17 protein-coding genes are annotated in these 18,814 nt (G+C 70.5%); 14 read left to right on the top strand and 3 right to left on the bottom strand.

Annotation, left to right across the window (positions count from 1 at the left end; genetic code table 11):
* Nucleotides 1–46 precede the first annotated feature (46 nt).
* Both ACFWQC_RS04345 and ACFWQC_RS04340 read left to right on the top strand, forming a co-directional pair.
* Nucleotides 47–346: a putative quinol monooxygenase gene (locus tag ACFWQC_RS04345; protein WP_378673565.1), complete on the top strand. Its 300-nt coding sequence runs from the start codon at nucleotides 47–49 to the stop codon at nucleotides 344–346.
* A 64-nt stretch (nucleotides 347–410) separates the two neighbouring features.
* Entirely contained in the window at nucleotides 411–1,139 is a 729-nt protein-coding gene (locus ACFWQC_RS04340) for an AraC family transcriptional regulator (RefSeq protein ID WP_378673562.1), read from the top strand.
* 57 nt (nucleotides 1,140–1,196) lie between these two features.
* Here the strand turns inward: ACFWQC_RS04340 and ACFWQC_RS04335 are convergent, their stop codons facing one another.
* Complete coding sequence (locus tag ACFWQC_RS04335) at nucleotides 1,197–1,391, bottom strand: hypothetical protein (RefSeq protein WP_378673560.1); 195 nt, start codon at nucleotides 1,389–1,391, stop codon at nucleotides 1,197–1,199.
* A 26-nt stretch (nucleotides 1,392–1,417) separates the two neighbouring features.
* Here ACFWQC_RS04335 and ACFWQC_RS04330 point away from each other — a divergent pair, with 26 nt between their 5' ends.
* The 9 genes from ACFWQC_RS04330 to ACFWQC_RS04290 all read left to right on the top strand — a co-directional run bounded on the left by ACFWQC_RS04330 (nucleotide 1,418) and on the right by ACFWQC_RS04290 (nucleotide 13,758).
* Entirely contained in the window at nucleotides 1,418–1,966 is a 549-nt protein-coding gene (locus ACFWQC_RS04330) for a CGNR zinc finger domain-containing protein (protein ID WP_378673557.1), read from the top strand.
* 53 nt (nucleotides 1,967–2,019) lie between these two features.
* A complete protein-coding gene (locus ACFWQC_RS04325) occupies nucleotides 2,020–2,970 on the top strand; it encodes an ATP-binding protein (protein ID WP_378673554.1) in 951 nt (316 codons plus the stop codon).
* A 214-nt stretch (nucleotides 2,971–3,184) separates the two neighbouring features.
* Entirely contained in the window at nucleotides 3,185–4,285 is a 1,101-nt protein-coding gene (locus ACFWQC_RS04320; protein ID WP_378673552.1) for a glycosyltransferase, read from the top strand.
* Nucleotides 4,282–6,048, top strand: a complete 1,767-nt coding sequence (locus ACFWQC_RS04315) for a glycosyltransferase family 2 protein (RefSeq protein WP_378673549.1) — start codon at nucleotides 4,282–4,284, stop codon at nucleotides 6,046–6,048. Before ACFWQC_RS04320 ends, ACFWQC_RS04315 begins: the two co-directional genes overlap by 4 nt.
* Entirely contained in the window at nucleotides 6,045–8,114 is a 2,070-nt protein-coding gene (locus ACFWQC_RS04310) for an acyltransferase family protein (protein WP_378673546.1), read from the top strand. Before ACFWQC_RS04315 ends, ACFWQC_RS04310 begins: the two co-directional genes overlap by 4 nt.
* Nucleotides 8,115–8,132: 18 nt before the next feature.
* Nucleotides 8,133–8,585 (top strand): thioesterase family protein, encoded by a 453-nt coding sequence (locus ACFWQC_RS04305; protein ID WP_350834662.1) that lies wholly within the window; start codon nucleotides 8,133–8,135, stop codon nucleotides 8,583–8,585.
* 118 nt (nucleotides 8,586–8,703) lie between these two features.
* Nucleotides 8,704–11,859, top strand: a complete 3,156-nt coding sequence (locus ACFWQC_RS04300) for a glycosyltransferase (protein ID WP_378673543.1) — start codon at nucleotides 8,704–8,706, stop codon at nucleotides 11,857–11,859.
* Between the two features lie 130 nt (nucleotides 11,860–11,989).
* On the top strand, nucleotides 11,990–12,610 hold the full coding sequence (locus tag ACFWQC_RS04295) for a maleylpyruvate isomerase family mycothiol-dependent enzyme (RefSeq protein WP_378673540.1): 621 nt from the start codon (nucleotides 11,990–11,992) through the stop codon (nucleotides 12,608–12,610).
* Nucleotides 12,611–12,780: 170 nt separating this feature from the next.
* Entirely contained in the window at nucleotides 12,781–13,758 is a 978-nt protein-coding gene (locus tag ACFWQC_RS04290; protein ID WP_378673537.1) for an FUSC family protein, read from the top strand.
* Between the two features lie 155 nt (nucleotides 13,759–13,913).
* Here ACFWQC_RS04290 and ACFWQC_RS04285 read toward each other — a convergent pair whose 3' ends face one another.
* Nucleotides 13,914–14,960 (bottom strand): methyltransferase domain-containing protein, encoded by a 1,047-nt coding sequence (locus ACFWQC_RS04285; protein ID WP_378673534.1) that lies wholly within the window; start codon nucleotides 14,958–14,960, stop codon nucleotides 13,914–13,916.
* A 25-nt stretch (nucleotides 14,961–14,985) separates the two neighbouring features.
* Nucleotides 14,986–15,978 carry a glycosyltransferase family 2 protein gene (locus ACFWQC_RS04280; protein ID WP_378673531.1) on the bottom strand — a complete coding sequence of 331 codons (993 nt, stop codon included), beginning with the start codon at nucleotides 15,976–15,978 and terminating at the stop codon, nucleotides 14,986–14,988.
* 133 nt (nucleotides 15,979–16,111) lie between these two features.
* Between ACFWQC_RS04280 and ACFWQC_RS04275 the strand changes: the two genes are divergently transcribed.
* Genes ACFWQC_RS04275 through ACFWQC_RS04265 form a run of 3 tightly spaced genes read left to right on the top strand, consistent with a single transcriptional unit; the run spans nucleotide 16,112 to nucleotide 18,769 of the window.
* Nucleotides 16,112–16,366: a hypothetical protein gene (locus ACFWQC_RS04275; RefSeq protein ID WP_378673529.1), complete on the top strand. Its 255-nt coding sequence runs from the start codon at nucleotides 16,112–16,114 to the stop codon at nucleotides 16,364–16,366.
* An 18-nt stretch (nucleotides 16,367–16,384) separates the two neighbouring features.
* Nucleotides 16,385–17,533 (top strand): signal recognition particle-docking protein FtsY, encoded by a 1,149-nt coding sequence (gene ftsY / locus ACFWQC_RS04270; RefSeq protein WP_378673768.1) that lies wholly within the window; start codon nucleotides 16,385–16,387, stop codon nucleotides 17,531–17,533.
* Between the two features lie 30 nt (nucleotides 17,534–17,563).
* A complete protein-coding gene (locus ACFWQC_RS04265; RefSeq protein ID WP_378673527.1) occupies nucleotides 17,564–18,769 on the top strand; it encodes an ROK family transcriptional regulator in 1,206 nt (401 codons plus the stop codon).
* Nucleotides 18,770–18,814: the final 45 nt, after the last annotated feature.

Genomic DNA, 18,814 nt, shown 5'->3' with positions numbered 1-18,814 from the left:
TTGCGAGGACCGGCACCAACGCCGGCTCGACTGTCAGGAGTTTTCAATGTTCATCGCCGTACTCGACCTGCGCACCGCACCCATCGACCGGGCCGTTGTCCTTGCCCATCTCGACAACGAGCGCGAGGAGATCCGTGCCATGCCGGGCAACCTCGAGTTCAGGGTGTATGCCGCTCGCGACGACGAGGAGGGCGTGGTCGTCATCCACGAATGGGACGACGAGTCGTCCTTCGCCGACTACCTCGCCACTGATGTGTTCGATCGATCCGGCACGGTGATCCGTCCGTTGCTTTCCGCGCCTCCGGTGAGTCGCCGGTTTCGGGCCACTCTTCTCGAGACCGTCTGACCGGCATCGTGGTCTAGGGTGAGCGTGTGCGAGGCCGTTCTTGACACGCGAGGCGTACGCGTTCGTGCGGGACTTCGCGGCAGCACCGGCAGCCGAGCTTCGCGTCGACCGGCACTATCTGCTCTGTGCCTCCCGGGGCGCCTTGCGGCTGGAGGCGCACGGCAGCTCGTGGGTGCTGCCTCCTGCACGGGCCGCGCTCATTGCTGCGGACGAGCCGATCTCGGTCGCCATCCCGCAACCGGTGAAGACGTCCTCCGTGCTGTTCGACGTCGGCTTTACCTCGCCGCCGCCCGCGCCGCTGACCGTGTTCGACCTCAGCCCCTTGGGCCGGGCCCTGGTGTCGGAATGCGTCGATTGGCCCGACGCTGCCGAGCCGCTGTCATCGTATGCACGCAGCATGTTCGGCGCGCTGGCTGCGGTGGCGTGGCGGCTGGCGCAGAATCCCAGCCCCGTCAAGGTGCCCGCCGGCCGGTCACCGGAGCTGCGTCGGGCGTTGGCCGTGACCAACGACCGGCTGGCCGAGGACGTCCGGTTCGAGGACATCGCCCGCGACGTGGGACTGGCGCCGCGGTCGCTGGCCCGCCGGTTCGAGACCGAGTGCGGGATGACCTGGACTGCGGTGTTGCGGCGGATGCGGGTGGTGCGCGCGATCGAAGAACTTGCTGCCGGTGAGGACTCCGTCGCGACCATCGCGCACAGCATCGGGTACACCTCGCTGTCAGCGTTCAACGCCGGCTTCCGCGACCTGACCGGTCACACCCCGACGCAGTACCGCACGACCTTCCGTCCCTGACCGGTCGGACTGCGCGCGGGCATCAGGACCTGGGCGCGGTGAAGTGACGCTCTCCGCTCACCGCTGCTCGCGGCTCAGCGCCCGCGGCGGTAGGAGCGGATGAGGCATGAGGTCGACGCGACGTACGCCGCACCGCGCGCAGCGCACATAGAGGACGAGGCCCTCCGAGGTCTGATGGCTGGACTCGGTGAGCCAGCCGTGGTCGTGGGTGGCGCCCACGCGCCGGGACTCCTCTGTTGCGCTGTCGGTCATGGTCGCCACTCTGTTGTAATGGTCTTATGCATCTCAACCCTTACGGCGAGTACGCCGTGCTCCTGGCTGCTTCGCTCGCCGACGACTGGCCTGCGGACCGGGTCGGCATCGAGGCTCGGACCCGGGAGTTCGGGATGACGATGGACTTCGCCGAGTCTCCGGACGACCACGCGCGCACCCGGCGGGTGATCGATGAGTGGCTTCGCGTCGTCGATGCGCCGGAGCCCGCGGAACGGGCGAGATTGCTCAACGATCTGATGGCGCAGGCGACCGCATATCCGAGGCTGACCGACCACGACCAGGAAGGGTGGCATCTCCACTTCCGCGACGACGCCAACGACTCGCTTTCCGACGTGCTGCGCGCGGTGATCAGCGTGGGTACGGCGCTGCACCTGACCACTCGGGGCATCCATCGGCTGGGTCGGTGCGAAGCGGGGAGGGTGGAGGGGGACCCTTGCTCCGCCGTGGTCGTGGACGTCACCCGCAACGGACGGCAGCGCTACTGCTCGGTCCGCTGCGCCAACCGGGCTGCGGTCCGCCGGCACCGGGCCCGGCGCTCCATCACCGCTGACTGACCGGCCTGCCGCGTTCGGTCACGGGCGGGCGAGACGCGGGGCAGACTGGACCCATGATCTCTGTGCCCGACAGAGGCCGTCCTGAGCTGCGGGTGCGCCTCGCCGCCGAGGCCGCCAGCGTGCCAGGTGCGCGCCGGTTCGTGAGCGACGGGCTCCGGGAGTGGGGTCGCGAGCATCTCGTCGACGATGCCGCCCTGTGTATCACCGAGATGGCGGCGAACTCCGCCCTCCACAGCGGCAGCCCCTACATGCAGGTTCGGATGAGCGACCTCGAGCCGGGCGTACGGCTCAGTGTCGAGGACGACGGCGCGCTGATCCCGCTCCCCGCCGTCGCCCCGCCTTCCGTCGAGAGCCAGGGCACCACCGGGCGCGGGCTGGCGATCGTGTCGGTGCTGGCGAAGTCATGGGGGATCGAGGAGCGCGGCGACGGCCGGCGTATCTGGGCAGACCTCGTCGGTGACGGCGTCGAACACGACGTACGACCTCCCATCGTGGGGTACGGCGAGCAGGGGATGCCGGAGCCGGTGGTCCTGCCCTCGCATTGGGTCACCGTCCAGCTGCCCCGGTGCCCGGTGTATCTCGGGCTCCAGATCGACCAGCGTCTCGACGACCTGGTCCGTGAGCTCCAGCTCATCGACTCCGACGACGGCCCGACCCCTCCGCGTGAGCTCGGCCAGCTCATCGAGCGGCTGGTGACCCGGCCGGCCTTCGCACGCCACATGGGTCGTCGGACCGCTATGGACGCGGCCGCGGCGGGGCTGGCGTACGTCGACATCGAGATGACCCTTCCCCGTGAGATGGCCCCGATGCTGCGTGAGCTGCTGGCCGCCGACAACCTGGCCGACGAGGTCAGCGAGACCCACCAGCTGCTCACCCTGCGCTCCACACCGGAGATGGTGTCGCTACGGACCTGGTTCACCGAGAGCATCGTCGGCCAGGCGGAGAACGACGCCGACCCGGTGCCGTACGACGACTGGGTGAAGGCGAGAGACGGCGCTGGGTGACGGGTTCTCGAGAGGCTTGACCACCAGCGGGGGTGGGTTCGATGAACCATCGATGAACCCGTGATGAAGGCATGCGGGGAAGCCTTCTGAGTGGTCAAAGTGGGTTCTTTTGCCTGCCTAGAATCCTCCGGTCACCGGCCAACCGGGGCACCGGCGAGACGTGGTCTCGGCGTTCGGGGGATCGTCACGGTTAAGTACTTTGAGGACCCCCCACATGCCTTCGACCCTGCTGTCGTTCCCCTACTACCGGAGCAACCCCTACCTCACGATGCTCACCGTGGCACCGCGGGCGGCGGGCTGGGACGTCGTCGAGGGAGTGCAGGGGCTGCACCGGCTCGAGGCGCGGGTGGAGCACATGGGGCGGGGAGACGTGCTCCACGTCCACTGGACCTCGCCGGTGACCGCCGGCTGCGAGAGCCGCGAGGACGCGTGGGCCAGCGCCGCCCGGTTCGAGGACGTGCTGAGCGGCCTGCGCGACCGTGGCGCCGAGGTGCTGTGGACGGTGCACAACTCGATCGCCCACGAGGCCGACTACGTCGATGTCGAGCTCGCGGTCGCCAAGGCGCTGGCGAGCTACGCGACCCGGATCATCCAGCTCAACCCGGCGACCGTCGAGGAGACCGCGGCGTACTACGCGCTCCCGCCGGACAAGGTCGTCGACCTGCCGCACTCGTCCTACCTCGGCGTCTACCCCGACGGCGGTGACGACGCCGCCTCGCGCGAACGCATCGGGGTCCCGCAGGGGGTGCCGACGGTTGGCTTCATCGGTCAGATCCGGGCGTACAAGGGCCTCGACGTGCTCTGCCGGGCGGTGGAGATCGCGGCCGAGGAGGTGCCCGACCTGACCTTCGTCGTGGCCGGCAAGGTGGTGCCCGTCTCCGACGTGGAGACGGTCGAGGAGATGCTCTCGGCACCCAACATCGTCAAGCGGCTCGGGTTCGTCGAGACGGCCGACTTCTCCGACTGGATGCGGGCCAGCGACGTCGTGGCGCTGCCGTACCGGCGCATCCTCAACTCCGGATCGCTGCTGGCCGCCGGCACCTTCGGCCGCACCGCCCTGATCCCGGCGGACACGCCCGTCGCGCGGCAGTTCGCCAATCAGCCGTGGGTGGTGACGTACGCGCCGGAGCCTGATGAGCCGGTGGCGCTAGCGGCGGCGATCCTGGAGGCCCTGGTCGGGCAGGAGTCGCGGCACCGGGCTGCTCAGGAGTTCACCCGTGCGTACACGCCCTATGACATGTCGCGCGACTACCTGCGGCTGCTTGATGGGCTGGCAAGCGATCTGGCCGGCGACCTGGAGAGTGCAGCCCGATGACCACACCTGAGCTCTCCGTCGTCGTCCCGACGCACGATGTCGGCCTGTGGGTCGGCGAGCTTCTCTCCTCCATCCTCGAGGACCAGTCCACGCCTGCCGATCCGGTCGACATGGAGGTCATCGTCGTCGATGACGCCTCGAGCGACGAGACGTTCGAGATCGCCGAGGCGTACGCCGCCCGCGACCCGCGCCTGAAGGTGGTCCGCTCGCCCGGAAAGGGCGGGGGACAGGCGCGCAACCACGGTGTCTCGCTGGCGCGGGGCCGCTTCCTCGCGTTCGCGGACGGCGACGACCTGGTGCCCCGCGGGGCGTACGCCGCGATGCTGTGCAAGACGCAGGAGACCGGCTCGGACATGGTCGTCGGCCGGTTCTTCAAGCTCTTCAGCGACCGGGTCTGGTGGCCGGTGCGGGCGTGGCCGGCGTTCGACGAGGAGCGCACCCTGGTGAGGCTGGCCGACGCGCCGTCGGCCCTGCGCAACCGGGCCTGCTGGAACCGGGTCTTCCGGCGCGACTTCTGGGACACGGCCCAGATCTCGTTCCCCGACGCCTCGCGGTCCAACGACATCGAGCCGATGGTGCACGCACTGACCACGGCCCGCTTCGACATCGTGACCGATACGGTCTACGTCTATCGCGACCGGCCCGGACCGGGGTCGATGACGGCGAAGTCGCACTCGCCGGCGGGGATCATCAGCTACCTGGAGCAGGAGCTGCGCTGTGCCCGCCGGATCGTCGCGCTCGGCGACCCGGATGTGCGCGCGGAGTATGCCTCGCTGATCTTCGACGCCGACGGCTGGATGGCGATCGTCCGCGCGTTGCGTGGCATGTCCGTGATCGATCCGGTGGCGCTGGAGCCGGCGCGGGCGCTGATCGCCGAGCTGATCGCCCTCTTCGGCGACGCCGGCATCGACGACCTGGTCGACGACCTGGAGCGCGACAAGCGGTGGGGTTGGCGCCTGGTCGAGTCGGGCCAGTGGGCGACCGCCGCCCGGCTGATCGGTGACGACGTCCGCTGGGGCGATCGGACGGTCGCCGACATCCTGGAGACGCTGCAGCTGGTCGCCGACAGCGGCGTGGTGCCGCTGCGTACGCTCCAGCGGCCGCTGGTCAACGCCGTCGCGACGATCTCGCTGGGCGACGAGACGCTCGTCGGGGACGACCTCGCCGACCTGGTGCTCAAGCACCGTGACCTGTTCACCGCGGTCGCCGAGGCGGTCGTGACGGGCGAGACCGGCGAAGCGGGGGAGGCGGGCGCGGCGCCGGGCTGGCGGCTCGCCCGCATCATGGCCGCCCTCGAGGACGGCCCCGAGCTGCTGCGCCGGGTGGTCTCCGGCGCCACCGACCCGGTGACCGCGACCTCGCTCTCGCTCGTCGACGGCCGCGCGCGCCTCCACCTGGCCCATACGATGGTCGGGCCCGCTAGGCTCCGCGTCGTGTTTCTCCACGACCGCCGGCGCCGGACGCTGGACTACGACGCCACCGAGCTCGCCTCCGGCAGCCTCGAGGTCGCGCTGCCGACCGCCGCGCTCTCGGGTGGTCGCTGGCGGATGCGGTTCGAGGGCCGCGACGCGCTGGGCGAGTTCGCCGGGCCGGTGATCATCCACGAGGACGTCATCGGCGAGCGGATCGGCGAGGGGGCGCAGATCGTCCAGCTCGACGGTCGCCCGCGCCACGGGATCGAGATCCCGCTGAGCTTCGGCGAGCGCGGCGTCCGCAAGGCCCGCCGGGTGGCGGGCGGGATCGTCCGCCGGGTGCGCAGGTGACCGCTGTCGCGGTCGCGCCCGCCACGGACGGGCAGCCCGCGCAGACCGGGCAGCCGGTGCGGGACAAGCGGCTGGAGATCCAGGCCCTGCGTACGGCCGCGGTGCTGGGAGTTGTGCTCTTCCACCTCTGGCCGGGGGCGATCCGGGGCGGCTACGCAGGCGTCGACGTCTTCTTCGTGATCTCGGGCTTCCTGATCACCTCCCACCTGGTGCGCGAGGCCGCCAAGCCCGGCGGGGTGCGGCTGGGCACATTCTGGGCCCGCCGGATCCGGCGGCTGCTCCCCGCGGCGCTGCTGGTGCTCGTGTGTAGTGCGGGGGCGACGTACGTCCTGGTGCCGGAGGCGCTGTGGCAGCAGTTCCTGCGAGAGACGGTCGCGGCCGCGTTCTACGTGGAGAACTGGCAGCTGTCCTGGGCGGCGGTCGACTACCTCGCCGCCGAGGACCCGCCATCGCCAGTGCAGCACTACTGGTCCCTCTCGGTCGAGGAGCAGTTCTACTTCATCTGGCCGCTGCTGATCGCCGCGGTTGCGCTCCTGACCCGGCGACGGCCCACGGTGCGGCTGACGGCGATCCGGGCGGTCTTCCTCGCCGTCTTCGTGGTCAGCTTCGTGGCCTCGGTCTATGTCACCGCGGCGGACGGCGCCGACTCCTACTTCGTCACCTACGCGCGCGCCTGGGAGTTCGCGGTCGGCGGTCTCATCGCTGTGCTGCCGCTCTCCTTCAAGCGCGTTCCCGGGCGCTGGGCGCCGTACGCAGCAGTGGCCGGCTGGCTCGGGGTGCTCGGCGCGCTGCTGCTCTTCAACGACTCGCTGCCGTTCCCTGGCTGGGTGGCGCTGCTGCCGGTCGTCGGCACCGCGCTGGTCATCTGGGCGGGCGCGCCACGCGGCCTCGGGCTTCGGGTCGTCGGCCATCCGGTCGTGCAGTGGATCGGGACGATCTCCTACTCGCTCTATCTGTGGCACTGGCCGCTCGTGGTCGTGCTCCCCGAGACCGGCCCCGTGCTCGGCACCTGGCTCCGCGAGCCGCTGATCCTCCTGGTCACCATCGGCCTCGCGGCCCTGACCTACCGGTTCGTGGAGACGCCGTTCCGCACCGGACCGATCCTGGGGAGCACCCCGCGGGCCTTCCTCTTCGGGGTGCTCGGAGCGGCCCTGGTCGTCGCCGCCGCGGTCCCGGGGATCCTGCATGGACGCAACCTGGTCGAGGAGAGTCGCGGCCAGGCTGAGGCGCTCGCATCGGGAGACACCGAGTGCTTCGGCGCCGCCGCCCTGATGGAGGGGTGCCGGAACCCGGAGCTCGACGGCGTACTTCTCCCTGCGCCGATCGCCCGCAAGGATGACACCGGCCGGGCCTACCGTTGCTATCTCCCCGAGATCAAGACGTACGCCGCCGACGCCCGCCCCAAGGTCTGCCACCTCGGCTCCGACGACCCGGATGCGCTCCGGGTCGCGCTGGTCGGTGACTCGCACGGTGCTTCGCTGATCCCCGGCCTGACCCGGGTCGCCGAGAGCTCAGGATGGTCGGTCGACACGTTGGTCGCCAACGGCGGAGGGCTGCTCCCGGCCACCGCGGGTGACCCGCGCCGCGCCTACCGCGAGGCGCTGATCGAGCAGCTCGACCAGGAGGCGTACGACGTCGTGCTGGTCACCCAACGCCGCAATCCGAACCTCGCGGCCGGCGAGCCGGACCCGGTCGCCGACCAGCTCGCCCAGGCCTGGAAGCCGATCCTCGAGCGGGGCACGAAGATCGTCGCGCTCGCCGACAACCCGTACCTCACCCCCGAGGCGGCGACCTGTCTCGACGAGATCGAGACGCTCGCGGACGCCGGCGCGTGCGAGATGACCCGCCAGGAGGCGTACGCCACCTCTGACCCGCTCGCCGAGGCGGTCCGCCTGGCTGGGCCGGGCGCTTCCCTGATAGACCTCTCTGCGGCCTACTGCGACGAGGACCGGTGTCCCCTGGTGGTCGGCCACGTGCAGGCCTATCGCGACCGGAGCCACATCACCGCGACCTTCTCGATGACGCTGGCGCCCTATCTGGTCCGTGCGGTCGAGGACGAGCTCTAGGATCTAAGATCAGCCGCGATGAGCACTCCTGACCGCAAGGCCCCGACCCGCGCCGACTATGTGCACTGGCGCACGATCACCACCCGCTGGCGCGATGACGACGCCTACGGTCACCTCAACAACGCGACCTACTACGAGTACTTCGACACCGCCGTCAACGCCTACCTGTTCGAGACGACCGGCGTGAACGTGCGGAAGCTGCCGAAGATCGGGATCGTCGCGGAGACCTCGTGCCGCTACCTGCGCGAGATCGGGTTCCCCGAGCCGGTCGAGGCCGGGCTGGTCGTCGACAAGGTCGGGAGCTCGTCGGTGATCTACCGGATCGGGCTCTTCCAGGGGCCGGGCGAGGAGGCCGCGGCGGAGGGCCGGTTCGTGCACGTCTACGTCGACAACACCGACCCGTCACGTCCGGTGACACCGATGCCCGACGAGATCCGGGAGGCGGTCCTGCCGCTGTGGCGGCAGAACTGACCGTGACGCCTGGCTAAATCTTGCGTGGCGCCATTCACCGTTGTCCGGCACTGTGACAGGCTGATCCACCGCCGTAGCACGATCTAGAGCGTCTTGGGGGACCTCTGTGGACGAAGAGTTGAAGCGCATCGCACGTGGCGGACTGCGCAGGGGGCGAGACCTTGCTCGCAAGGTCTACAACGACTCGCCCCTCTACAGCCGGGCCGACGACGTACGTCTGCTCGTCGACTGCCCGCTGTTCGACCACGAGTGGTACGCCGAGCAGGTCGGCCAGCGCCTCGACCGCAAACGGGCCGCCCGGCACTATCTCGAGCAGGACCCGGCCAAGCCGCTGGCGCAGCCCAGCCCGCTCTTCGACCCGGAGTTCTTCCTCGCGCGGCTGACCCCGCGGCTGCGCAAGCAGATGGGCGACCAGGACCCGTTCCTCTACTGGCTGCGCGCCGAGCTGTGGCTGCAGCCGACGCATCCGCTCTTCGATACCGACGGCTACACCGAGCGGCGCAAGACCGAGAACTTCTACGGCGGTGCGATCGGTCACTACGTCGACCGTGGCGCCCGCAACGGACGCCGCGCCAACGACTGGCTGGAGCAGGTCGACGGCCGGTTCCCCGATCTGCGCGACTGGATCCGCGACCGGCGCGCGGAGTGGCAGGCCCGGCAGGGCGTCCCGAAGACCTGGCGGCCGGACATCGACCGCGCCCCGGCCGCCTCTGCCGCCCTCGCCGGTCGTGAGCCGGCGGGCACGGTCAGCGTCATCGTCGATCTGGGCGCCTCCGACGAGCTCGCCCGGGCGACGCTCGACAGCGTCGCCGCCCAGACCGGGGTGAGCACCGAGGTCATCGTCATCGACCGCGGCCTGACCCCGTCGGTGGCCGAGGTCATCCTCGAGGTCACCCCTGGCGCCCGGGTGGTGCTCGGCGACCCGGATCGCGGTGAGCCCGGCGTGGTCGCGGCGTTCTCGCAGGTGAGCGGCGACTTCGTCGCGTACGTCGCGGGGGGAGACGTCTGGACGCCCGGCCGTCTCGCGCGGCTGGTCTCGGTGGCCGAGGCGGCCGGGAAGCCGCTGGTCGCCGACGTGCTGGAGCGTCCCTGGCAGGCTGAGCAACGGTTCGCCGTCGACGTACCTCCGGCCTCGCCGGGGACTGACGTGCCCGGTCCGCTGATGCGGACCCTGCTCTCGCGACTGCTGATCTCGGTGCCGCTGCTGAAAGATGTCGGCGGTCCCCGTGACGACATCGGCTTCGGCTGGGCCTACGACCTCGTGCTGCGGCTGACCTCCCGGGCGGTGGTCGAGGTCGTGCCCGAGGTCGGCGTCGAGCGCCGTCAGGGCATCAACCCGCGCCGTCCGCGCCAGGACCGGCTCCCGCTCGACCCCTTCGACCTCGAGTCGTGGGAGGACGTCGTACGCAACCGGACCTTCATCGACTGGGCCGCGCTCGGCTCGCGCACCCCTGACCCGGACGTGGTCTCGGTGGTCATCCCCACCTACGACGACTCGCTGCTGACCGTGGGTGCGGTCGAGGCCGTGATGGAGCACGGCGCGGGGGAGAAGCGGCTCGAGATCGTGGTCTGGGACAACGGCTCCTCGGCCCGCGTCTCGGCGGTGCTCGACTCGCTGCCGCTGCGGTTCCCCGAGGTGAAGGTGGTCCACAGCACCGTCAACCACAACTTCGCGCTCGGCAACAACCTCGCCATCCCGTACGTCACAGGGGAGACCGTGGTCTTCCTCAACAACGACACCACGGCCCTGGCCGGCTGGCTGGAGCCGCTGGTCTCGGCTCTCGAGGACCCCGAGGTGCTCGCGGCGCAGCCGCTTCTGCTCTACCCGAGCGGGTCGGTGCAATCGGCCGGGGTCGTCTTCCCGCCCTACGGCGGGCTGCCCTACAACATGCTCGCCGAGTACCCGCCCGAGGACGCCGCCGGCCTCGAGGGTCACCCGTTCTCCGCGCTCACCGGCGCGGCGCTGGTGATGCGCTACCGCGACGTCGTCGCGTGTGAGGGGTTCGACCCGATCTTCACCAACGGCATGGAGGACGTCGACCTGTGCCACCGGCTCGCCGCGCTGCGACCGGGAGCGTTCCGGGTCGTGACCTCCGCCGAGGTCGTCCACCACGAGTCGAAGTCGAAGGGTCGTTTCGCCCGCGCCCCGCGCAACCGGTTGATCTACCTCGACCGCTGGGCCGGGCGCACCGAGCCTCGCGACGACGTAGCCGCCTGGGCGGCCTGTGGCTACCAGGTCGTCGGCCGCACGGCGGCCGGGAACCCGACCGGCCCTGCTAAGACGTACGCCGCCACCCGCCCGATCCTCGCCCCGATGCCGCGCGCCTCGGTCGTCGAGGGCATCCCGCAGCTCCGCTGGTCGATCAAGATCTCCGCGCCCGGGGCGCCGGAGGGCGAGCGGTGGGGCGACACCCACTTCGCCCGCGCGCTGGCCCGATCGCTGCGTAGGCTCGGCCAGTCGGCGGTCGTCGACCACCACTACGAGTGGGAGCGGCCGAGCGCGCTCGACGACGAGGTCGTGGTCACCCTGCGCGGTCTCTCGCGCTACTTCCCCGCGCCCGACGGCCGGATCAACATCGGCTGGGTGATCTCCCACCCCGACGCGGTCACCCGCGCCGAGGCGGCCTCGTTCGACCGGCTGCTGGCAGCCGGGCCGATCTGGGCCGAGCGGATGTCGGCACGGTGGGGCATCCGCATCGACCCGCTGCTGCAGGCCACCGACCCCGAGCTGTTCAACCCCGACCGGGCGCTGCCCGACTCCGGTCACGCGGTGCTCTTCGTCGGCACCTCGCGCGACGTCGAGCGCCCGATCATCCACGACGCGGTCTCGGCAGGACTGCCGCTGTCGGTCTACGGCCACGGCTGGGAGCCCTACATCCCGCGCCACTACGTCAAGGCCCAGCACATGTCCAACACCCGCCTCGGTGCCGAGTACCGGGCCGCCGGGGTCGTGCTCAACGACCACTGGGCAGACATGCGCGACTACGGCTTTATCTCCAACCGGCTCTTCGACGCCGTCGCCTCCGGTGCCCGGGTCATCTCCGACGACGTCGTCGGCCTCCGCGACGTCTTCGGTGACACCGTGCAGGTCTATGAGACCCCCGAGGACCTGGTGAAAAGGTCCTCGATGCCCGACCCCTCGGTCGTCTTCGGCACCGACGAGCACATCCGCGCCGAGGCGGCCCGCATCCACCGCGACCACGGTTTCGACGCCCGCGCCCGCTCCCTCCTCGACATCGCTCTCGAGGAGCGCGCCAAGCGCGACCGCCCCTAGCCGAGCCGTCACGTACGTCGGTCGAGCCGTCACGTACGTCGGTCGAGGCGTCACGTACGTCGGTCGAGGCGTCACGTACGTCGGCCGAGGCGTCACTGCTCGCGGCGCACGAACCTGTCAGAGTATGCGCATGACGAAGCTGTCGGTGATCCAGCTGCGCGAGCGGGACGCGTTGGTCGATGACCTGAGGTCGCTCTCGCCCGAACAGTGGCGCTCGGCCACGCTCTGTGGCGAGTGGGACGCTGAGGAGGTCGTGGCGCACCTCGGCGCCGCCTCCCGACTCTCGTTCCCGGCCTGGCTGCGCAGCATGATCGGGGCGCGGTTCGATCCGGACGTACACAACCGCAGGCGGCTCGAGGAGTTCCGCGGATCCTCGCCGGAGGAGACGCTCGAGATGTACGCCGGGATCGGACCCATCGGGCTGCCGCGGAAGGAGAGCGTCGGCGGGCTCGGGGAGATGATCGTGCACAGCGAGGACATCCGGCGGCCCCTCGGCATCCGGCACGACCCCGACCCCGAAGGGCTCGCTGCGGTCGCCAGGTTCTTCGCCACCAAGGACTTCGCGGTCAACAGCAAGTCGCTGGTCGAGGGGCTTCGGCTCCGCGCGGTCGACACCGACTTCGCGGCCGGGGAAGGTCCCGAGGTCAGCGGCCGCCTGCTCGACCTGATCATGGCGATGGCCGGTCGGCGCGAGGTGGTGGCGGACCTGGACGGAGACGGTGTCGCTGTGCTTCTCGGCCGGCTGAGCTGAACCCTGCCGGGTAGTCCAGGGAGTTTCCGTCGCTCTACCGGCTGGTAACCGACGAAAACTCCCTGGACTATCTGGTGGTTCCGGGTGGCCGTAAGGTACCTGGTGCGATGAGGGCGATACGGCAAGGACGAGACCGGTCAGTCAGCGGCCGGAGCCGACTCGAGCGGTTGATGCAGGAGTCCGTCCGGGTCTCACCGGCGCCAGGAAGCCACTCGCCCGCCTGGCGCGCGAGCGTCACGCTGCTCGTCGGGCTGATGGCGCTGGCCGGGATCGGACACATCGAGCTGGCCGCGTACGCCTGCTTCGGCACCTTTGCCTCGATCTACGGCGGCCGCCAGCCGCTGCGAGGACGCTGGCGGACCCAGACTGCCGCCGGGGCGCTGATGTGTGCCGCGGTCCTGTGCGGCGCGCTCGTCGCGACCTCCCCGCACCGGGCCTGGCTCGTCATTCCCGTCGCCGCGGTATGGGCCGCGGCCGGGTCGATGCTCTCGGACCGGTTCGTGCTGCGGCCGCCGGGGCCGATGTTCCCGGTCTTCGCGGTGGCGACGTGTGCCGCGCTCCCGGTGACGCTGTCGGGAGTCGCGGTTGCTGTCGGCGTAGCCGCCGCCGCGGCCCTGGTCGCCGTGCTCCTCGGGCTGCTCGAGGAGCGGCTGGTCGGCAGCGGAGCCTCGGTCGAGGCGAGCCGGGGTGAGGTACGCCTCGACCACGCGACCGCGGTCGTCGTCGCGGTCGTGGTCGCCGGTACGGTCTCGACCGCGCTCGGGCTCAGCCACACCTACTGGGCGATGGTCGCCGCGGCCGTGCCGTTCGGCGTCACCGGGCTGCTGGCGCAGACGACCCGCGGGCTGCAGCGCGTCGTCGGCACCCTGATCGGCCTGGTCCTGGCAGCGGTGCTGCTCTCCGTCTCCCTCCCCGCCCTCGTCATCGCGGTGGTCGTCGCCGCGCTCCAGGCGATCACCGAGCTGCTCGTCGGGCGTCACTACGGCCTCGCCCTCGTCGCCATCACCCCGCTCTCGCTGCTGATGGTCCAGCTCGGCCACCCGCAGCCCGTCGACGCCCTGCTCTGGTCCCGCCTCGCCGAGACCCTCCTCGGCGTCGTCATAGGCCTCGCCGCCGCCCTAGCCCTCCGCGAGTTCCGCCGCCACTGACCGCCGAGGCGTCACGTACGTCGGGCGAAACGTCACGGCAGTGCCAAGTCGGCCGACCTAAGCGACGCTTCGGCCGACCTACGTGACGCCTCGGCCGACCGGGGTGACGGTTCGGGTGACCGCCCGCTGGTGTGGAGGATTTCGCGCCGACTCGGCTACATCTTCTCGAAGACTGCCTGGTCGAGTACGCGGCGCTCGTCGTCGGCCAGGACGACGAGCTCCTCGCGGGTGAGGCCGGTGCCTTCGCCGGAGGGGGAGAGGTTGATGAAGAACTCGTGCTTGACGGTGTCGTGGAAGGAGGTCTCCCGCATCGAGATGAGGTCGAGGTCGGCGAGGTCCTGGAGCAGAAGGCGGAGGTGGTTGGGGGTGCAGACCCAGTTGTGGGTGTCGATGTAGCGCTCCCCGCGCTGGGCTTCCTGGCCACTTGCCTTCACGGCCTCCAGGCCGTGGGCGAAGGTGTAGTCGCCCTTGTGGCGCGGACCCCAGGCGGTGATGCCGCCGTGCTTGGCGGCGTTGAGCCGCTCCTCGATGACCGCACCCATGGTGTGCACCGAGGACGGGTAGAGCGAGGCGTCGATGACCCGCGAGAGGGAGGCGCGCTCACGGAAGCGGTCGAAGCAGTAGCGGTGGTCGGGGATGACCAGGGCGAGCACGCCTTCGGGGTCGAGCAGCTTCTCGCACTCGTTGATGAAGTCGATCATCGAGGTGGTGTGCTCGATGACGTGGGAGGCGACGACGAGGTCGAAGCGCTCCGGGATCACGTCTGACCAGGGAGTTCCCGGCCGGAAGACGTAGTCGACCTCCTCGATGTCATCGGGGTCGTACTGGGAGAAACCGGCGTAGCGCTGAACCAGACCCTCGCGGTCGAGATAGTCGACGATGCGCACGTCATAGCCGTCCCGCTTGGGCAGGATCGCGTTGTGCGCGGGGCCGATCTCCAGGATCAGGGCGTCGGGCTTGACCCCGGCGAGCACCTGTTCGCGACGCAGCTCGAGTCGGTCCAGGCCCGGGATCGCCGGCACCGCGGTGGTGCGGTTCCGGTCGCCCTGCAGCCCCTCCACCTTCGTACGCAGCTTCTGGTTGCGCTGCTTGAGCTCGTCGATCCGACCGTGCAGGCGAGCGGCCTCGGCATCGGCGGCACGGACGGTCTGCAGACCTGCGGCGGCGAGGCCGCGGCGTACGGCGCCCCTGAAGGTGGGCAAGACAGGTCCTCCTGAGAAGAGAGTTTCAGCTGGTGCGGGGTGGGATGTAGGGCTCGGCGGCCAGTGCGGCCCGGCCGCGCTCGGCACCAAGAGCGTGCTCGTCGTCGGGCACGGCCTTGTCGTTCTCGGGGTCGAGCACGTCACGCATGAGGTCGAGGACGAGCGCGCGCCCGAGCACGATGTGCAGGTGGTAGGTCAGCCAGTCGTCGAACGAGTAGTCCCCGGAGAAGGCGCCGGCGGCGAGCTCGGCCCGGGTCGGCGTGCGCGCGAGATAGGCGTCCTGAAGGGTGCCGCTCAGGTAGCGCTGGTAGTCGCGCATCCCGTGGTGGCGCGGGCTCGGCTTCAGGTCGGGGTTGGCCTCGTAGCCCTTTCCGGCGTTGATCACCTTGCGCTCGAGCTGGGCCCAGGAGCGCCAGGGGAGGTGGAGCACCTCGAGTGCGACCTCGTCGGGCGGCTGGCCGTTGCTCATCAGCGAGACGAAGTGGTTGCCCTGGACGACCTTGATGTCCGACTCGCCGCGGTGGATCGCGTTGGGCGTCGGATGCGCGTGGAGCCCGACCGCCTCGAGGCGCTCGTCGGAGCGCCGGTCGCGCCACTGGAGCCGATTGATGCCGCCGCCGGTCCACGCGGGCGGACCGACGAGGTTCTCGACCTCGACGGTGAACGCGTTGAGCGAGAGGGGAGTGGCCTCGAGCGCGTGGCGTACGGTCAGGCCCTTGTCCTTGGGCACCAGGAACTCGTCGGCGTCGAGGTTGAGGACCCAGTCGGCGCGGAAATGGGTGCGGGCGCGTCGGGCCATCGAGGTGACGACCTTGCCCTGCTGCTTCTCGTGGACGGGGTCGTGGTGGAGCTCGACCCGTCCCGTGGCGGCGTAGCGCTCGAGCACCTCGGTGGTGCCGTCGACCGACGCGTTGTCCGTGACGATCAAGGTGTCGACACCCTGGTCCAGGTGGTGCTCGATCATCGCGGCGACGATGTCGACCTCGTCCCGGACCATCATTGTCCCGATGATCCTCATGCCGTGAAACACTACCGGCCCGGTGTACGTTGTCGAGATCCCGCGCCGTACGACGGGACACCCCGGGCGCGGGCGCGCGTGCCCGCGCGTGCCGTTGTGGGCTCCGGGCGCGGGGTGTGCGAGGGTGGACGCCGTGCTGACCATCCTTGTCATCTTCGTGGCGATGCTCCTCATCGTCGCGCTGGCCGGACTCGTGATCGTCTACACGGTCTTCCCCCACCGCGGACAGAAGATGCCGTACGCCACCAAGCTCGGTAAGGCGATGGAGCGTGCCGTCGACACGGCCCCCACGCTCAGCCCGGCCACGCGCCTGCAGACCCGCCGCGAGAGCCATCTCACCGAGCTGCTCGGTGAGGGCAAGCCAGGAACTACGAAGAATCACGGCTAGTTTGATTGGATGAGGCCCATGGAAATGGTCACCCTCATCGTCATCATCGCGGTCGCCGCTGTCGCGATCATCGGCGGCGGCATCATCGGTCTGGTCGCCAGCACCCGGCGCCGCAAGGACCGTTCGCTGCCGACCGAGGCGGGGACCGATGTCATCACCCGCCCAACTGCGCCGACCGTAGAGGGGCCGACGGTCGGGGAGGCCGAGCCGGAGACGGTGCCGGCGGAGCCCGCCGCACCGGTCATCGAGAAGCCGGAGAGCACCGCCTCCCGCCTGGTGCGGCTGCGCCAGCGCCTGGCCGGCTCCAACGCGCTGGGCCGTGGCCTGCTCAACCTGCTCTCGTCCGACCGGCTCGACGAGGACACCTGGGAGTCCATCGAGGATCTGCTGCTCACCGCCGACATCGGCGTCACCCCGACCCAGGAGCTGGTCGAGGGCCTGCGCACCCGCCTGCGCGTCGAGGGCGGCAAGGTCGACGTCAAGGCGGCGCTGCGTGATGAGCTGATCAAGCTGGTCGACCCGGGCATGGACCGTCGCCTCCAGGTCAGCGGCACCGACGGAGCCCCCGGTGTGGTGCTGATGGTCGGCGTCAACGGCACCGGCAAGACCACCACCACCGGCAAGCTCGCCCGCATCCTGGTCTCCGAAGACCGCAAGGTCGTCCTCGGTGCCGCCGACACCTTCCGTGCCGCTGCCGCCGAGCAGCTGACCACCTGGGGCGAGCGCGTCGGCGTCGAGGTCGTACGCGGCCCCGAGGGCACCGACCCGGCCAGCGTCGCCTTCGACTCGGTCAAGGAGGGCCTCGACACCGGCGTCGACACCGTCATCGTCGACACCGCCGGCCGGCTGCAGAACAAGGCCGGCCTGATGGACGAGCTCGGCAAGGTCAAGCGCGTCATCGAGAAGCAGACACCGGTCACCGAGGTGCTGCTCGTGCTCGACGCCACCACCGGTCAGAACGGCCTCATCCAGGCCCGAGTCTTCAGCGAGGCCGTCGCGGTCAGCGGCATCGTCCTCACCAAGCTCGACGGCTCCGCCAAGGGTGGCATCGTCGTCGCCGTGCAGCGCGAGCTCGGTGTTCCGGTCAAGCTCGTCGGCCTCGGTGAGGGCCCCGACGACTTGGCTCCGTTCACCCCTGAGGCCTTCGTCGACGCGCTCCTGGGCTAGTCAGGCGTGCCACATGGCAGGATCGCCGGTATGCGCCATTCACTCGCCGGCCGGGCCGAGACCTCCATGCAGGCACGACTGCTCGCCCAGCTCCGTGACGAGGGCCCGCTGTCGCGGGTTCAGCTCGCTGACCGGCTGAACGTCTCCCGCACCACGATCGCGGCGGAGGTCGGTCGCCTCACCGAGCTGGGCATGGCCCACGAGGTCGGGCCGGCGGCCTCCCGGGGCGGCCGGCGCTCGACCCTGGTCGACCTCGCCCCGGACATCCGGTTCGTCGGCATCTCGATCGGCGCCACCAGCATGTCGGTGGGCCTCACCGACGGGCGCCTGTCGGTGATCGCCACCCGCACCCGGGCCTGCGACATCCGCAGCGGCCCGGAGAAGGTGCTCGCGACCGCGCTCGACGAGGTACGCGCGCTCCTGGACGAGCACGACGTCACCGAGCCGATGGGCGCGGGCATCGGCGTACCCGGGCCGGTCGACTTCCACCGCGGCGTCTCGGTGTCCCCGCCGATCATGCCGGGCTGGGACGGCTACCCGGTGCGCGACGCAGTCGCCCGGGAGCTGGGCTGTCCGGTCGTGCTCGACAACGACGTGAACGTCCTCGCGGCGGGGGAGCAGCACGCCGGTGTCGCCCGGACCGCTCGTGATTTCCTCTACGTCAAGATCGGCACCGGCATCGGCTGCGGGATCGTCGTCGACGGGGAGCTCTACCGCGGCGTCGACGGCTGCGCCGGCGACATCGGCCACATCCGCGTCGAGGACTTCGGGCCCACCTGCGCCTGCGGCAACACCGGCTGTCTCGAGGCGTTCTCCGGAGGGGCGGCGCTCGCTCGCGAGGCGCTCGCCGCGGCCCGTTCCGGACGCTCGCCCGTGCTGGCCGAGCTGCTCGCGGAGAAGGGTGAGCTGAGCGCCGAGGACATCGCCATCGCGGTGGCCCGCGGCGACGCCCAGGCGGTCCAGCTCATCCGGGAGAGCGGACACCGCATCGGCCAGGTCCTGGCCAGCCTGGTCTCGTTCTTCAACCCCGGCCTGATCGTCATCGGCGGCCGGGTCAGCAAGCTGGGCCACGGCCTGCTCGCCGAGATCCGCAGCGTGACCTACCGCCGCTCGCTGCCGCTGGCGACCGGCAACCTCCCGATCGTGCTCAGCGAGCTGGGTGACGAGGGCGGCGTCATCGGGGCCGCCCACCTGATCAGCGCCTCGGTGTACGCGCCCAGCAGCGGCGAGCTGTAGACCCCATTCTCGACGGCCTCATAGGCGCATTGTCGTCCCACCTTT

Source organism: Nocardioides sp. NPDC058538, from assembly GCF_042719275.1.
Taxonomy (GTDB): domain Bacteria; phylum Actinomycetota; class Actinomycetes; order Propionibacteriales; family Nocardioidaceae; genus Nocardioides.
This window is presented reverse-complemented; position numbering and strand designations above follow the sequence as displayed.

Bases quoted from the DNA above. Each gene is read 5' to 3' on its own strand.
- ACFWQC_RS04345 (WP_378673565.1), top strand. From the start codon at position 47: ATGTTCATCGCCGTACTCGACCTGCGCACCGCACCCATCGACCGGGCC.
- ACFWQC_RS04335 (WP_378673560.1), bottom strand. From the start codon at position 1,391: ATGACCGACAGCGCAACAGAGGAGTCCCGGCGCGTGGGCGCCACCCAC.
- ACFWQC_RS04330 (WP_378673557.1), top strand. From the start codon at position 1,418: ATGCATCTCAACCCTTACGGCGAGTACGCCGTGCTCCTGGCTGCTTCG.
- ACFWQC_RS04325 (WP_378673554.1), top strand. From the start codon at position 2,020: ATGATCTCTGTGCCCGACAGAGGCCGTCCTGAGCTGCGGGTGCGCCTC.
- ACFWQC_RS04320 (WP_378673552.1), top strand. From the start codon at position 3,185: ATGCCTTCGACCCTGCTGTCGTTCCCCTACTACCGGAGCAACCCCTAC.
- ACFWQC_RS04315 (WP_378673549.1), top strand. From the start codon at position 4,282: ATGACCACACCTGAGCTCTCCGTCGTCGTCCCGACGCACGATGTCGGC.
- ACFWQC_RS04305 (WP_350834662.1), top strand. From the start codon at position 8,133: ATGAGCACTCCTGACCGCAAGGCCCCGACCCGCGCCGACTATGTGCAC.
- ACFWQC_RS04295 (WP_378673540.1), top strand. From the start codon at position 11,990: ATGACGAAGCTGTCGGTGATCCAGCTGCGCGAGCGGGACGCGTTGGTC.
- ACFWQC_RS04290 (WP_378673537.1), top strand. From the start codon at position 12,781: ATGCAGGAGTCCGTCCGGGTCTCACCGGCGCCAGGAAGCCACTCGCCC.
- ACFWQC_RS04280 (WP_378673531.1), bottom strand. From the start codon at position 15,978: ATGAGGATCATCGGGACAATGATGGTCCGGGACGAGGTCGACATCGTC.
- ftsY (WP_378673768.1), top strand. From the start codon at position 16,385: ATGGAAATGGTCACCCTCATCGTCATCATCGCGGTCGCCGCTGTCGCG.
- ACFWQC_RS04265 (WP_378673527.1), top strand. From the start codon at position 17,564: ATGCGCCATTCACTCGCCGGCCGGGCCGAGACCTCCATGCAGGCACGA.